The sequence below is a fragment of the Micromonospora sp. LA-10 genome (assembly GCF_051853095.1).
In the GTDB taxonomy this organism is placed as follows: Bacteria; Actinomycetota; Actinomycetes; order Mycobacteriales; family Micromonosporaceae; genus Micromonospora; species Micromonospora echinospora_A.
Genome location: NZ_CP195710.1, coordinates 1816779 through 1830521, shown reverse-complemented (window position 1 = coordinate 1830521; position 13743 = coordinate 1816779). Strand labels below are relative to the sequence as shown.

The following is a 13743-nucleotide window of genomic DNA, read 5'->3' as shown; positions in this document are numbered from 1 at the left end:
CCGCCACTTCGCCTGCGTCGGCGCGGCGCCTGTGAACTCGCACCGCTGTGCCGACTCAGGCGGACCGCTGCGCGGTGTGGTCGGTGCGGAGGCGGTCCAGCTCGGCGAGGTACATGGCTTGCATGCGGTCGTAGTGCCGGACCAGCAGCTTGACCTCCTCGACGCTGTACCCCTCGATGAGCCGCGCGGCTCGCTCGGCGAAGCGCTCGTACGGTCGCTCCAGGTCGGCGATCCGCTCCGGCCGTATGGTGACGACGACCCGCCGTCGGTCTGCCGGGTCGCGCTCAGCCGTGACGTAGCCGGCCTGCTGGAGCCGCCGCAGCATGCTGGTGACCGCCCCGGTGGTGAGGTTGGTTCGCTCGGCGATCTGCCCGGCTGAGGCGGAGCCGCTGTCCGCCAGGTAGTCCAGGCATTCCAGGTCGCTCACGGTGAGGCCCAGCCGCTCCGCGATGGCGTACCGGAACACCATGGACAGCCGCGACATCTCCCGTCCGGCGCGCATGAGGTCGGCGATCGCGGACGCACGGGCCGTCTCGTCGGGCATGCCGGCAATCATGCCTCCGGTACGGTGACCCGGTGCAGCCGAGGTAACACGCGGGTCAGCACCCAGTGTGGTGCGGCCGCGCCCCCGGTGAGGCGGCGCATCAGTCCGGCGGCGGTGTCGACGGCACGGAACGCGTATTCCGTCATCTCGTCCTGGTAGGCGGCGATCGCCTCTTCCACCGAGGTGGCGCCCGCCCGCGCCTCGACCAGCCGGCGGCCGAGCAGGGCGGCGTCGCGGAGCGCGGTGTTGCCGCCGTGGGCGCCGAACGGTGGCATGACGTGTACGGCGTCGCCCATCATCGTGGCCCGTGGCACCGCCCAGCGGTGTGGCCGTCGGCCGGTGGCGAAGAGGTTGAGCACCGTGGCGTCCAGCTCGGCGGTGTCGACCAGGCGCCGGATGAGCGGGTGGTAGTCCGTACTCAATCGGTCGGCCAGTTTCCACAGCGCCAGCAGGTTCCCGCGGACGTCGGCCGGCAGTTCCTCCTGGCGGAGCAGTAGTCCCCACATGACGTAGTCGTCGCCGGTGGGCGCGTAGTTGCCCGGGGCCAGGCGGGCGAACGCCTCCTGCGGGCTCTCGCCGAACCGCATGGAGGTGAAGAAGAAGGCGCTGCCGGGCCGGTCGGCGATGGCCAGGACCCCGCTGGTACGCAGTGCGTCGGGGATGACGCTCTCGCCGTTGCGCAGCAGGGGCGACCGGCCGTAGATGCCTGCCATCGGGGTGTTCGCCGGGTCCGCGTCCGGCATGAGCTGCGCGCGCAGTGCCGAGCCGACGCCGTCGGCGCCCACCACGACGGTTGCCGCGGCGGCGCCGCCGTCGGGGAACCGCAGCCGCAGCCCTGCCGGGCCGCCGCTCTCGACCGCGACGGCGTCCTTGCCGTAGTGGATGCGCCCGTTCAGGCCGGACTGCAGGATCGACCGCAGGGTGAGCCGGTCGACCTGGCGGGTTGCCTGCGGCTCGTCCTTGAACGTGATGGTGAAAGCGTCCCGCAGCCGGCTGTTGGTGAAGCGCAGGTGCCCGCCGGGCTTGTCGCCGGTGGCCAGCGCCAGGTGGTACAGCGAGCGGGGCAGGCTCTCACGAAGCGCCTCCAGCCCGTACCGGTCGAGAATGATCCGGTAGCCCTGCCGCCGGATGAAGGGGCCGGGGTCCCGCTCGTAGACGTGCACGTCGATGCCGGCGCGCATCAGGTACTGGGCGAGGCAGAGGCCGGAGAGGCCGGCGCCGGCGATCGCCACTGAGAAGTCCGTCGATGCACTCATGCAGTTATCTTAATCATTAAGATGATTCGGCAAGGTCGTCGCAGGACGCACCACTGTGCATGGTCACTCTGGACTGATACTCAAGTTGCTTGTATATTTGGCTCATGGGATCGGCTTCGCGTCCCGCGCTACGGGAACCGTCTTACTTCGTCCTTGCCGCTCTGCTCGGCGGACCGCTCCACGGCTATGCAGTGATCAAGCGGGTCAATGAGCTGTCCGACGGGCGGGTGACCCTCGCCGCCGGATCGCTGTACTCCGTGATCGACCGGCTGCTCGGCGAAGGGCTCGTCACCGCCGACGGTGAGGAGATCGTCAACGGGCGTGCCCGTCGCTACTACCGGCTCACCGACGAGGGCTGTCGCGTACTCACCGAAGAGGCCGACCGGCTCGCCCAGGCCGCCCGGGTGGTCATGGACCGCCTGCCACGCCGGGTCGCATCGCAGGCAAGCGCCCGTCAACCTTCTACCGCGAGGATCAGACCAGCATGAGTTCCGATGTTCTGGAGAAGCGCTACCGGATGCTGCTGCGGGCCTACCCCGCCGACTACCGCCGCGAACGCGCCGACGAACTGATTGACACGCTGATCGGCGACGAACCGACCACCCGCCGCTGGCCCAGCCTCCGGCAGGCGGCATCGCTGATCCGCGGCGCCCTACGGGTGCACGGTGGCAGCACCGCGCCCCGGCCCACCGCCGTGCTGTTCTGGCAGGGCATCCACCTGGGCGCCATGGCGGTGCTGGCGTTGGGTGTGCTCATCGGCCTGGACGACATCATCGAGGCCTTCCAGTTCGGCGGACTCTCGGACCCCCTGACCGTCGTCAAGAATCAGGGCATCCACGAGATCGTGCTGATCGCCGCGCTGGTGGCGCTCGTCGCGGGCCGCGCCCGTACCGCTGCCGCCCTGGCGGTGGCTGCGGCGGTGGTGCCGACCGTGATTTCCACGTACCTGTTTTCCAACGGCCTGCCACAGTGGTGGGCGCCGATCGTCGCCGCGCCTCTGATCATTCTGGGCCTGCGGCGTCCGGCGGACGTGCCGCCGGCACCGCGGGCCAACGCCGTTCTGGTCACCGCCGGCCTACTCGCCCTGCACCTGATCCCCGCGGGCGGCTTCCGCATGGTCGACCCGGGCGTGCGGGCGGCCGCTGCCGCCATGGTGATCGTCGGCGTGGCCGCCTTCCTGTGGGTGGCGACGGCCGATCAGCGGCTGCTGATCGCCGTCGTCCCCACCCTTCTCCTGGGTACGCTCTACCAGCTGGACAACAGCGGGTTGACGGGGGAACTGCTGCGCCGTCCCGACGCGCTGCCGTCCCTAGTCGTCGCGGTGCTCATGGCGGTTGTCGCGGTCGTGTCGACCCGGCTGCGACAGCGCACTCGCGCCTGACCAACAGGCGGGCGATCCGGTCATGACCGGCGTCAGCTGATGCGTGCTCGTACCAGTGGAAGACCTGTTGCCGAGTCCGCCTGTACGAGATCAAGCGCTCCACGCGGGGCGGGGCGGGGCGCGGCAAACGGCTCCTGCGGAGCTTCCGCCCCCGGCGCGAGGGCGCCGGGGGCGGAAAGATCAGCCGGCCCGAACCCCACGCCCCGCCCCGCGCGTCACAGCTGAGTACGGTTCCGGTAGGTGGGTGGTTGAGGTGGGATGCCATCCCGCCAGCCACCGACCCAGGCAAGCCGAGCGGGCCAGGGCCAGGGCGACAAGGTGGAGCGCCCTACTGGACGTACGACCTTGTCGCCCTGGCCCTGGCCCGCTCCACCGAGGTGTGGGTAGGCGGCAGACAGTGAGGATGGTGAGGTGGGTCGCCGGGTTGGTCTGACTCACCGGCAGACCGACGGTTGTTGTCCTCATCCCGATTCGTCGGCCGGCTCGGTGGCCCCGGCAGCTGCATGTCACCGGTCAGGCGTCGTGACCTGATAGGAGCCTGTGCGAGAGGCGCCCACCACTGCGTTGTCCGCATCGCCTGACCGGTGACGTGTCCACGTGTTCTCGACTCGACCGAGAAAGGCGGACCTCACCAGCATGGCAGCCAAGAAGCGATCTCTCATCGGTGGCGTCGACACCCACCGCGACACCCACCACGCCGCGATCATCGACAGCACCGGCGGACTCCTGTCCGATGCCGAGTTTCCTGCGACTGCCGCCGGCTACGCAGACCTGTTGGCCTGGATGCGCCCCTTCGGCCGGGTAACGCCGTGGGTGTGGAAGGCACCGGAAGCTACGGGGCCGGCCTCGCCCGCTACCTCACCAACAAGAACATCGCCGTCGTGGAGGTGGACCGGCCGGACCGCCGCAACCAGGGCAAGTCCGATCCGATCGACGCGATCGCCGCCGCCCGAGCCACCCTCGCCGGCACCGCGATGGGCACACCGAAGACCCGCACCGGGCCGGTCGAAGCGATCCGCGCCCTGCGAGTCGCCCGCCGAGGAGCGATCAAGGCCCGCACCGCCGCCCTCAACCAGATGCGCGGCCCGGTCGCCGCCGCCCCCGAGCCCCTGCGAGCCCACCTGACCAGGGCCAGCGCCGCTGTGCTGGTCAGCCGATGCGCCGCACTGCCCTGCGACCCGGCCAGACTCCACGAGCCAGCGCGCGCACGCCACCGCCGCAGCCCTGATCGGGCTCTCCCGCCGGGTCACCGCCCTGACCGAGGAGATCACCGCCCTAGACCGGCAGGTAACACCCCTCGTCGCGAAGGCAGCACCTCGCACAATGGCCCTGTTCGGTGTCGGCCCCGATGTCGCCGCGCAGCTACTGACCACCGCCGGCGATAACCCCGACCGGCTGCACTCCGAAGCCGCCCCCGCTCACCTCTGCGGAGCAGCACCCATCCCCGCCAGCTCAGGACGGGTGCGCCGCCACCGCCTCCACCGCGAAGCCGCCCGCGGCGCCAACCACGCCCTGCACACCATCGCGCTCTGCCGCATGCGCTACGACCAGCGCACCCGCGCCTACGTCCACCGACGCATCACCGAAGGCCTCGGCAAGCAAGAGATCCTCCGCTGCCTCAAGCGCTACATCGTCCGTGACGTCTACACCGCCCTACGGGCCGACTTCGCCGCCCTCACCCCTTGACCTCCATAGGAGCATCGGGAGGGCGAGGCGGTTCAGGATGTTGTTTCCTTCTAACGCCTCCCCTGCAGGCGGAAGGCAAGGACGAACCGGCATGCTCCGGAAAAGAAGCCACCTAGAGACACCTGTACGACAGACTTGCAGCTAATCTTGTGTTAAGGATCAAGAGCCCCTAAACTTCATCGATCGGAGGCAGCTATGGATCTCGATGTGCCTGCTCTCGTGGCTCAGGTCATGCCCTACGTCTCCGCCGCTGTTGGAGCGTATGGGGCCGGCGTCCTCACGAAGGCCCAGGACGCAGCAGCTGATTCGACGGTTGGGTTCGGTAAGCGACTACTCTCTCGCTTAGTCGGTCAACATGAGGCGGCCGGCTCGATTGAGGGCGCAGTTGTTGACCTGGCGGATGACCCTACGGACGAGGATCGCGTTGCAGCGCTCCGCTTGCAGATTCGCAAGGCGCTCGCAGCCGACAACGAACTGGCCACCGATCTGGCTGCAATGCTGCGACAGGCGCCCCAGAACTTCACGGCTTCCGGTGACCGGTCAATCACAGCTCAAGTAATCAGTGGAGTTGCTGTTACCGGCGACAACGCCCGCATTTGGCGATAATCCAAGAAGGTTAGTCTGGGTACTTGCGATCGAATGGATTTTCGATGAGCGAGAGCGCGGATGGGGCGAAAGGCCGCATGATTTCCGCAGGTCATATCAATGGAATCGGGTCCTCTGGCGATAACGCCGAGATCCACTCACCCACCGTGAACCTGGTATATAACGTCGCAGGCCAAACTCTCTCCAGCGGTAGCGCACCCGGCGTTCCTGCTCCTCGCGCTGATATGGAGGGACCATCCCCGCGAAACCTCGTAACGAACCTTGGGCCGCGAAATGCCGGCTTCGTTGGCCGCGAGGCTGCTTTCCAGGAAATCCGCCGCTTATTGGGATCGCACGGAAGGGTGGTTACACGCCCCCGCGACCGGATGGGCGGTGTCGGAAAAACCCAATTGGCTATCGAGTACGCCTATCGGTCGGTGGAGGACTACGACGCGATCTGGCTTATACCATCCGAAAACGAACAGCTGGTGGGTGGCCACATGGCGCAGCTCTCGGTCAGTCTCGGGCTCGTTGATCCCAGTACCACCACTCCCGCAGCTGTTCAAGCCTTGCATAAAGAAATCGCCAAGTCGACTCGCTGGCTCCTTATCTTCGATAATGCTGAAGAGCCAGGCTCTTTGGCGGCTTGGCTGCCGCCTCGCGGGGGTCGTGTAATCATCACCTCTCGCCACCCGGGATGGGACGAGATCGCAGCTCCCGTCGAGGTTCCTCTCTTTACGAGGGCCGAGTCAACCAAGCTATTGGTATCACGGGTGCCACACTTGCCTCATGCCGAGGCTGATCGGTTGGCAGAGGCATTGGGTGATCTGCCACTGGCTGTAGCGCAGGCTGCGTCGGTAATGACCGAGACAGGGATGGGTGCTAGCGCCTACCTGGAGTTGCTGTCGGACCAGGCGGCGGAAATCTTAGCAGCAGGATCACCTTCGACCTACAAAACATCTCTGACAGCTACTGTAAAGCTCTCGATGGACCGCCTTAGGCAAAGCTATCCAGCGGCGGACCAGTTGCTGCGCTTATGCTCCGTACTCGCCCCCGAGCCGATTCCGATGGGAATATTCATTCGGTCTATGGACCTCCTTCCTGTGCCATTGTCTTCTGTCGGAAGGAATAGGATAGCCTTCTTCGACGTCGTGAAGGCGCTAGGGGAGAATGGACTGGCTGGCGTCAGCAGCGACGGAATCCAGCTACATCGCCTGATACAGGCCATTGTCAAAGATGACGCCAAGGAGCACGAGCTGCAGGCGGCAGCGGATGTCATGGCACAGGCAATCTCCGCCTTTGCCCCCCAAGACACCGATGACCCAGCGAACTGGCATTCGTGGTCCGTCCTTGCCCCTCACATCATAGCGCTCAAACCTGAGGCGGCCCGAGATGGGCAGTTGCGAAAAGTGGCTTGCGAGCTTGTACTTTACCTCCTGCGGCGCGCCGAATCGAAGCCTGCGCTGGATATAGCGGAGGTATTGTTTAACAGCTGGAACGCGACTCTTGGCTCAGACAACGTGCACACCCTGCGTGCGGCTACTGAGTACGCCCACGCTCTATATATCTGCGGAGACTACGAAAGTGCTCACCGCTTAACGGTTGACACATTCGGCCGATATCAGCGAGTGCTTGGGGATGACCATCCGGATACGCTTCGCTCTGCCAATGACCTTGCTGTCACTCTGAACAACTTCGGCGAACTCGATGCCGACCTCTCTCTTTCTGAGGATACTCTCGCCCGGTGTAAAAGAGTGCTTGGTGAGGACCATCCCGATACGTTGAGGGCGACGATCAGCTTGGCCGCGACGCTCCAGGGGGTCGGTCGATACCGTGAAGCCTGTGCACTCAAGCAGAAAGCCCTAGAAGGCTCACGGCGAGTTCTAGGTGAAGACCACCCCAATACGCTGAGAGCAGGTTGGGCACTTAGCCAGACTCTTTACTCATTGGATGAGCTTGACGAGGACCGGGAACTAAGCCAAGCGACCTTCGAGGGGACGAAACGCGTTCTAGGCGAGGATCATCCGGACACGTTACGGGCTGCTTGCAGCCTAGGAATGAGCATGGCTGCTAACGACGAAACGGACGATGCGGCCTCCCTGCTAAAAGACACTTTAGAGAGATGCCACCGGGCTTTCGGCGATAATCATCTCGACACTTTGGGTGCGCTGAGTAATCTCAGCTCTGTGCTACATGAGCTCGGAGAGTACGACGAGGCTCTGCGGTTGAAGAGCGAAGCTTATGCTGGGTATCGACGCATGTTCGGCGAGAAGCACCTGGAAACCGTTGGTGCCTTGCTTGCGCTAGGAAACACACTGCACGTCATCGGCCAAATCCCGGAAGCCTTGGAGGCCAAGAAGCGCAGCCTGGATCAATTTCGCCGGAAGTTGGGCGATGATCACCCAAGAACCTTAGACGCTGCGAATAGTCTCGCCATCACTTATTGCTCCTCCGGGCAGCTGATGAAGGCGCGTGCTCTGATTGACGAGGTATGCCGCAGGAAAGCATTAATCCTCGGCCCACGCAGCCTTACGACGAAGCGCGCCTTTGCCGACCGCAGGTGGATAGCATCGCAAATGGGCGGGAGAGGCGTACCGAAAACGGTCCGGAGCGCAGGTAAAAGCAGGAAATAATGCTGCATGCATACCACCTTGAGCACACTTCATGGAAGAGGCCGGCGGGAGTTGTCAAACGTCGAGAGGCGGTGACGGGTCCGGCCGAGGTCGGAACGCCGATGAGTCCGCTTTCACCCGATGCGCAGCGCGCTCGCGGCTTAGGGGTTCCAGTCCACCAGTACAGCAGCAAGGTGCGAGCTAGGAGCGGCTTCTCGAGCTACGAACTACTGCCACCCTCTTCGTTGTTGGAGCTCACGCGCGCCTGATAGGAGATGGAGGGATTGAGGGATCCGTCTCGCCAGTGAAGGCAGATCACCTTTCTGTTGTCCGGGAACTTGTAAACGATGCCAGATGGGCGATAGGTTGCGCCGTCGAAGGGGCCGCCATCGCCGCTACCCGGTGGAAAGAGCGAAATCCAGAAGTCCAAGCCGCCGATCGTCACCCTTCCTCCGCCAAGCGTACGACCCTTGGTCATCCAAATAGGAGTGAAGTCGAAACCGGTAAACACATTGAGTACGATTTCAGGCCTGTGCTTCATCCACAGCCCCCACCTCGCTGGCCATGGGATCTCATCGAACACCAGCTGGGTGACTCGCTCCAGGTTTGGGGGAGCCACGGGAGTGCCTTGTACCGTGAATATCCCAGACATCGTGTGCGTGATCAGAGATTTGAGCAACCACCGCTCAAGCATGTCTCCCGAGATGTCAATCTGCTCATCCTCAGGCAGGAAGCCGACCTTGTTGATTTCCGACACGAAGAGACGCTGTGCCAGGAATAGGATTTGAGCATTCACATCAAGAGGCGAAAGGTCGCTGTTATGGCGGTGACACAAGACTTTCGCGCCAAAATTTGCACGCTGGATAGCTATTCCGGATTTGCCACCCGTGTATGCGGCTCCACGCAAAGTCTCAGCCTTGAGAACGCCAAGCACCGCGTTGCTAACATAGTGTTCAAGGCTAATTTTCGTGTGGCAATCACCCAGACTTGATGCCCAGCAGCGAGGATGGCGATAGCTACTGTGCTCGGACGGCAGCGGTTCACTCAACGAGCACACCCCTAGGGCTTGGAAGGGTACGAACGTGACACGATACCGTCGCAGATGAGAACGTGGATCCCCCAGCCGGGCAGCCGCCAGAGGCCCGCCCTCTCGTGGCGCTCTAGGCTCAGGCCTGCCCACCTGACCCCGGCAGGCGGGACCGAGCAGTGCAGCAGCGATGGACGGCAACCGATCGAGCCGCAGGAGTTCCCAGCCGTCGGCCAAGAGATGTCCGACGTCGGGGACGGCCGCTGGAGACCGCATCCGGATTTGTGCTGGCTCAGGAACTGTCGGAGTGTGTGGTCTATGGTCGGTGACATTGGACGATCGGTGCAGCAACTTCGGGACCAAGCGCTGAGTCATGTGGGACGCTCGTCGGGCAAGACTCCACTCCGGTCAGCCCTCTACCACCTAACGCTGGTCGGCTTGACAGGCGCCCGAGGTTCACAGTCGGACAACTTCCCAGCCTTGGTACGCCCTGGCAAGACACGGCCTCGGGCAGGTTCTTCGGTTGGCGTTGCAGGCAGGCGAATCTCGATGACGAGCCCGCCTTCGTCGTGGAGTACATCGTTTGCCCGTATTGCAAAGCGGCTTGGGTGGACAAGCCGCACACGGTCGAAACGTATCAGCGGCAGGGCCTTGCTTCGACGGCGTTATTGGCGCTGTGTCAAGAGAATCCCGGGCTAACGTGGTATACGGGCAGTGGACATCTGAGTGATTCGAGGGCGTTCTGGGCGGCCGTTGGCCGAGGGGTTCTCGGGTCATACGAACGACGCGAGCTGTGTGATCACATTGACAGGAGCGGGGGAGTGGAGCCTCGTTGGCTTATACGACAGCAACGAAATGGCTAGCTAATTTCGCAACGGAGAATTGGAGGTTTCCGAGATGTCGCCTGAAATTCCTGACATGGTTACTCCGATCGAAATCGTTACCTCGGTTAAAGGCAGTGAGATCCGGGCACAGCTCGCCGGAAGGACGATCATCAGCGCCGTCTGGGCGGGGGGCTTTCATGATCCGCGTGAGAGGCAAGCTCAGGTTCATGCGGCGGCCCTCGACGCTCTAGCTGAAGCAGTCAAGCACGCAGACAACCCTGAGCTGTGGGAGCACATCCGCCAACGGCGGCGCACATCGTGACACCTGCGTCAGCAGGAAGTCAGCAAGAGATCCCACGCCCCTCGCGGCTACGCGACCCACAACGATGGTGGGGGCGCAAGTGACGGTAACGAACGACACCAGTTGATCGGCCGTAGCAGCCGAGATCAACATTCACACCGAAGAGGTCACTGGGTTCGATTCCGATATCGCAAACGCAGGTCAAGCTTGTGCTCGGAGCGCGACAACCTCATCGGAGCCGACGAGGCTGACGGCCCTGTGCTGAGGCGGCTGCCCAAGGAATAAAGCGGGATCCGGGCTTCCACGTTGACGCGCAGTCGGCGCACGCGCGTGTTCGGGGTTATGCGGCCACAGGTAGGCCGGTAGCGTTGGCCCTGCGGCGGCTCGTGGGCCGCAAACGCATCCCGCGCTATGAGGAGGTCCGGGATGGATTCCTTGCCGGAGTTGACCTTCGGGCAGCGGTTGAAGGTCTACCGGGAGCGATCCGGGAAGACTCGCGCGGTGCTCGGTGGGCTCGTTGGTCGTAGCGCCGAGTGGGTCAAGGCGGTGGAGACCGATCGGATCCTGCCTCCGCGCATCCACATGCTGGACCGCATCGCGCGTGCGCTGAAGGTCGACGTGTCCGCCCTGGCTGGCGAGTTGAGTGACAGGTCCGCCGTGGTGAACGGGCCTGAGCATCCGGCGCTGGCGTCGGTGCGGGACGCCGTGAACCGTGTCGTGCTTTCCGACGAGGTCGCGGCGGAGCCGCTGGCCAGTTTGCGGGAGCGGCTTGCGGTGGCATGGCGGGCACGCCACCAGGCGTCCGATCATCGGACGGTGCTGGGTGGGTTGCTGCCGGGGCTGCTGTACGACGTGCAGCGCGCCGCGCTGGTGTACGAGGGCGCTGAGCGTCGGCAGGCGCAGGCGCTGTTGGCGGAGACGTTCGGGCTGACGCAGATGTTCCTTGCGTACCAGCCGGCGGCCGAGTTGCTGTGGCGGGTCGCGGACCGGGCGATGGTGGCGGCGCAGGATTCCGGCGACCCGGAGGCGGTGGCCTGCGCGGCATGGTTCCTGTGCCAGGTGCACCGGGACGCCGGGGACTGGGACACCGCCATGGTGGTGACCCAGGATGTCCTTTCGGCTCTGGAACCCAGGGCAGCCGACGGGAGCACGAATCTGCTGGCCCTGTTCGGCGCGCTCAACTTCGAGGCCGCCTACACCGCCGCTCGTGCCGGCGAGGAAGGCCGGGCCTGGCGGTACTGGGATCGGGCGGACCGCGTGGCGCAGCGTCTGCCGGAGAGCTTCTATCAGCCGCAGACGTCGTTCTCCCGGGTCGTCATGGGCGCCCACGCGGTGACCGTGGCGGTGGAGTTGCAGAAGTCCGGGGAAGCGGTACGCCAGGCACGCCGTCACGACTCGGCGGCCATCCCGTCGAGGCCACGCCGGGCACGCCATCTCATCGAGGTGGCGCGGGCGCACTACGGCAAGGACGACAAGGAAGCGGCCGTGACGACGCTGCGGCAGGCGTACGAGTCGGCCCCGGAGACGATCCGCTTCAACGGGTACGCCCGCCAGATCACGTTGGACCTGCTCGACGGCCCACGCGCCACCCGTGATGACGCCCGTGACCTCGCGGTCAAGGTCGGGCTGCTCTCCTGATCCAGGGGTAGGAACCTTACCCATTCCGCTCCGCGACCCACCGTAGCTTTCTGCTCACGGGATGCGGCGGGCGGTGCGGGTGTCGCCTGGTCGCCGCGTCCCCCTCAGAACCGAGGGAGGGTCCGTGCGGCGCGTCTCGTATGACGAATACCTGTCTGCCACCGCGCTGACTCTTGCCCGCAGGCACCGGCCGGTTTGGTCGTGGCGGCTCTGGCGGCGCGTCTGCCGCTGTGGGTCCGACCTGCCGTGTCGCGCCCGGCATCGGATTCCGATCAATCGGGGCCACTGGCCGTCGGAGGGTGAGCAGTGACCAGTGAGCAGGAACAGGCGATCGTCGCGGTTCATGTCCGAGGGCTCGACGGCATGTGTGCCGGCTGCCGAGCGTGGTGGTCGCGGCTCACGCCGTACCCGTGCTGGCAGGTGGAATGGGCGACGAGCCGGCAGGCGCGGGCGATCACCGCGCGGTTCCTGGGGGGTGTGCGGTGACCACCCATGGGCCGGTCATGCCGGTGTGGAGCTGCGGCGGCTGCGACCTGCCCTGGCCGTGCCCTACGCGCAAGCGCGAGCTGCGCGCGGAGTTCATGGATGCGCCGGTGTCGCTGGCGCTGTACCTCGGTGCCTATCTCGTCCAGGCCACCGAGGACATGCCGTGGACTCCGGCGGGCGTGTTGCACCGCCGGTTCCTCGGCTGGACCAGGGAAACCGGCCCGTCCGTGCCAGCCGAATCGGAGCCGGGTGTTCGACCGGGTACGCGCGACTGGGCGCCACTCGCGTGGAGCTAGCGGCCTACCCGCTGGATCACCGCAGCGCGCTGAAGAAGGCGCGCAGGTCGTCAGCGAGCAGGTCGGGTTCTTCCTGGGCGAGGAAGTGGCCGCCGACGCTGGGCTCGCGCCAGTGGGTGAGGTTGGCGTAGGTGCGTTCGGCGAACGACCGGGGCAGGCCGGCGTCCTCCACGCTGACAGTGATGCCGGCGGGCACGGTGATCATCGGCAGATGTGGGGCCAGGTGGTCGTCACGGTAGGGCCGGAAGGACGTGCCGATGCAGTTGGTGACCCAGTACAGCATCACGGTGGTCAGCAGCTCGTTGAAGTCGAACCGGCGGGAGATGTCGCCGCCGCAGTCGCTCCAGCGCTGGTACTTCTCGATGATCCATGCCGCCAGTCCGGACGGCGAGTCGCTCAGCGCGGCCGCAAGGGTGTCGGGCCGTGTCTCCTGGATGATTCCGTAGCCCCAGTCGTCTTGGGCCTTCGCGTCGAGCTTGGCGATGAACGCCTCCTCGGCCGGGCTGAGGTCGTCCCTGCGGTCCGCCGGCGGGAACTTGATGTGCTGCGAGAAGACCCCGATGACCCGATCTGCGTGGCGGGCGCCGAGCCACGTAGTCACGCCGGAGCCGATGTCGCCACCGTAGGCGCCGAAGCGGTCGTAGCCCAGACGGGTCATCAGCTCAGCCCACACGTCCGCGACAGCCGCCTCGGTCGTCGGGCCCTCGGCGAGCGGTCCGGAGAAGACGAAGCCGGGCAGGCTCGGTATGACGAGGTCGAAGTCTGCGAGCCGGGACACCAGGGGCAGCATCTCCGTGTACGTGCCGGGCCAGCCGTGGGTCAGGATCAGCGCCGTGGCGTCGGGCGACGCCGAGCGGACATGAACGAAGTGGACCGGCGTGCCCCGGATCGTGGTGACGAACTGGGGGTACCGATTGAGGGCACGCTCGACCGCACGCCAGTCGAATCCATCGAGCCAGTAACGCACCAGTTCTGCCAGGTACCCGGGGTCGGTGCCGGCGGCCCACGGCTCTCCCGGTGCGGCCGGCGCGAGCCTCGTCCGCGAAAGCCGAGCCCGCAGGTCGTCCAGGACGGTTTCGGGCACATCGATGTGGAAGGGCGTCACCC

Annotated in this window: 14 protein-coding genes; 10 read left to right on the top strand and 4 right to left on the bottom strand. The window is 65.4% G+C overall.

Features of this window, described 5'->3' with window-relative positions; translation table 11 throughout:
* Positions 1–55: 55 nt before the first annotated feature.
* Both ACSDG8_RS08485 and ACSDG8_RS08480 read right to left on the bottom strand, forming a co-directional pair.
* Positions 56–544, bottom strand: a complete 489-nt coding sequence (locus ACSDG8_RS08485) for a MarR family transcriptional regulator (RefSeq protein ID WP_247678938.1) — start codon at positions 542–544, stop codon at positions 56–58.
* A gap of 8 nt (positions 545–552) precedes the next feature.
* Positions 553–1800 carry an FAD-dependent oxidoreductase gene (locus tag ACSDG8_RS08480; protein ID WP_210942978.1) on the bottom strand — a complete coding sequence of 416 codons (1248 nt, stop codon included), beginning with the start codon at positions 1798–1800 and terminating at the stop codon, positions 553–555.
* A 191-nt stretch (positions 1801–1991) separates the two neighbouring features.
* Here ACSDG8_RS08480 and ACSDG8_RS08475 point away from each other — a divergent pair, with 191 nt between their 5' ends.
* From ACSDG8_RS08475 to fxsT, 6 genes are all read left to right on the top strand, one after another.
* A complete protein-coding gene (locus ACSDG8_RS08475) occupies positions 1992–2288 on the top strand; it encodes a PadR family transcriptional regulator (protein WP_374225818.1) in 297 nt (98 codons plus the stop codon).
* A gap of 29 nt (positions 2289–2317) precedes the next feature.
* Complete coding sequence (locus ACSDG8_RS08470) at positions 2318–3181, top strand: hypothetical protein (RefSeq protein WP_247678937.1); 864 nt, start codon at positions 2318–2320, stop codon at positions 3179–3181.
* 584 nt (positions 3182–3765) lie between these two features.
* Positions 3766–4566 carry an IS110 family transposase gene (locus ACSDG8_RS08465; protein ID WP_307856230.1) on the top strand — a complete coding sequence of 267 codons (801 nt, stop codon included), beginning with the start codon at positions 3766–3768 and terminating at the stop codon, positions 4564–4566.
* Complete coding sequence (locus ACSDG8_RS08460) at positions 4505–4867, top strand: IS110 family transposase (protein ID WP_247678936.1); 363 nt, start codon at positions 4505–4507, stop codon at positions 4865–4867. The genes ACSDG8_RS08465 and ACSDG8_RS08460 overlap by 62 nt, the downstream gene beginning before the upstream one ends.
* Before the next feature lie 195 nt (positions 4868–5062).
* A complete protein-coding gene (locus ACSDG8_RS08455) occupies positions 5063–5473 on the top strand; it encodes a hypothetical protein (RefSeq protein ID WP_210896122.1) in 411 nt (136 codons plus the stop codon).
* A 44-nt stretch (positions 5474–5517) separates the two neighbouring features.
* Positions 5518–8085, top strand: a complete 2568-nt coding sequence (gene fxsT / locus ACSDG8_RS08450) for an FxSxx-COOH system tetratricopeptide repeat protein (RefSeq protein ID WP_210896120.1) — start codon at positions 5518–5520, stop codon at positions 8083–8085.
* 199 nt (positions 8086–8284) lie between these two features.
* Here fxsT and ACSDG8_RS08445 read toward each other — a convergent pair whose 3' ends face one another.
* Positions 8285–9112 carry a hypothetical protein gene (locus ACSDG8_RS08445; RefSeq protein WP_210896118.1) on the bottom strand — a complete coding sequence of 276 codons (828 nt, stop codon included), beginning with the start codon at positions 9110–9112 and terminating at the stop codon, positions 8285–8287.
* Between the two features lie 876 nt (positions 9113–9988).
* On the opposite strand from ACSDG8_RS08445, the gene ACSDG8_RS08440 reads away from it, so the two are divergent.
* The 4 genes from ACSDG8_RS08440 to ACSDG8_RS08425 all read left to right on the top strand — a co-directional run bounded on the left by ACSDG8_RS08440 (position 9989) and on the right by ACSDG8_RS08425 (position 12636).
* Positions 9989–10237, top strand: a complete 249-nt coding sequence (locus ACSDG8_RS08440; protein ID WP_210896117.1) for a hypothetical protein — start codon at positions 9989–9991, stop codon at positions 10235–10237.
* Between the two features lie 405 nt (positions 10238–10642).
* Entirely contained in the window at positions 10643–11854 is a 1212-nt protein-coding gene (locus ACSDG8_RS08435) for a helix-turn-helix domain-containing protein (RefSeq protein ID WP_210896115.1), read from the top strand.
* A gap of 306 nt (positions 11855–12160) precedes the next feature.
* Positions 12161–12340 (top strand): hypothetical protein, encoded by a 180-nt coding sequence (locus ACSDG8_RS08430; RefSeq protein WP_210896113.1) that lies wholly within the window; start codon positions 12161–12163, stop codon positions 12338–12340.
* Positions 12337–12636 carry a hypothetical protein gene (locus tag ACSDG8_RS08425; RefSeq protein WP_307871188.1) on the top strand — a complete coding sequence of 100 codons (300 nt, stop codon included), beginning with the start codon at positions 12337–12339 and terminating at the stop codon, positions 12634–12636. Before ACSDG8_RS08430 ends, ACSDG8_RS08425 begins: the two co-directional genes overlap by 4 nt.
* A gap of 16 nt (positions 12637–12652) precedes the next feature.
* Here ACSDG8_RS08425 and ACSDG8_RS08420 read toward each other — a convergent pair whose 3' ends face one another.
* Positions 12653–13741: an epoxide hydrolase family protein gene (locus tag ACSDG8_RS08420; protein WP_210896111.1), complete on the bottom strand. Its 1089-nt coding sequence runs from the start codon at positions 13739–13741 to the stop codon at positions 12653–12655.
* Positions 13742–13743: the final 2 nt, after the last annotated feature.

Excerpts from the sequence above, each read along its gene's own strand:
- ACSDG8_RS08460 (WP_247678936.1), top strand. The coding sequence starts at position 4,505 with ATGGCCCTGTTCGGTGTCGGCCCCGATGTCGCCGCGCAGCTACTGACC.
- ACSDG8_RS08440 (WP_210896117.1), top strand. The coding sequence starts at position 9,989 with ATGTCGCCTGAAATTCCTGACATGGTTACTCCGATCGAAATCGTTACC.
- ACSDG8_RS08470 (WP_247678937.1), top strand. The coding sequence starts at position 2,318 with ATGCTGCTGCGGGCCTACCCCGCCGACTACCGCCGCGAACGCGCCGAC.
- ACSDG8_RS08455 (WP_210896122.1), top strand. The coding sequence starts at position 5,063 with ATGGATCTCGATGTGCCTGCTCTCGTGGCTCAGGTCATGCCCTACGTC.
- ACSDG8_RS08435 (WP_210896115.1), top strand. The coding sequence starts at position 10,643 with ATGGATTCCTTGCCGGAGTTGACCTTCGGGCAGCGGTTGAAGGTCTAC.
- ACSDG8_RS08480 (WP_210942978.1), bottom strand. The coding sequence starts at position 1,800 with ATGAGTGCATCGACGGACTTCTCAGTGGCGATCGCCGGCGCCGGCCTC.
- ACSDG8_RS08485 (WP_247678938.1), bottom strand. The coding sequence starts at position 544 with ATGCCCGACGAGACGGCCCGTGCGTCCGCGATCGCCGACCTCATGCGC.
- fxsT (WP_210896120.1), top strand. The coding sequence starts at position 5,518 with ATGAGCGAGAGCGCGGATGGGGCGAAAGGCCGCATGATTTCCGCAGGT.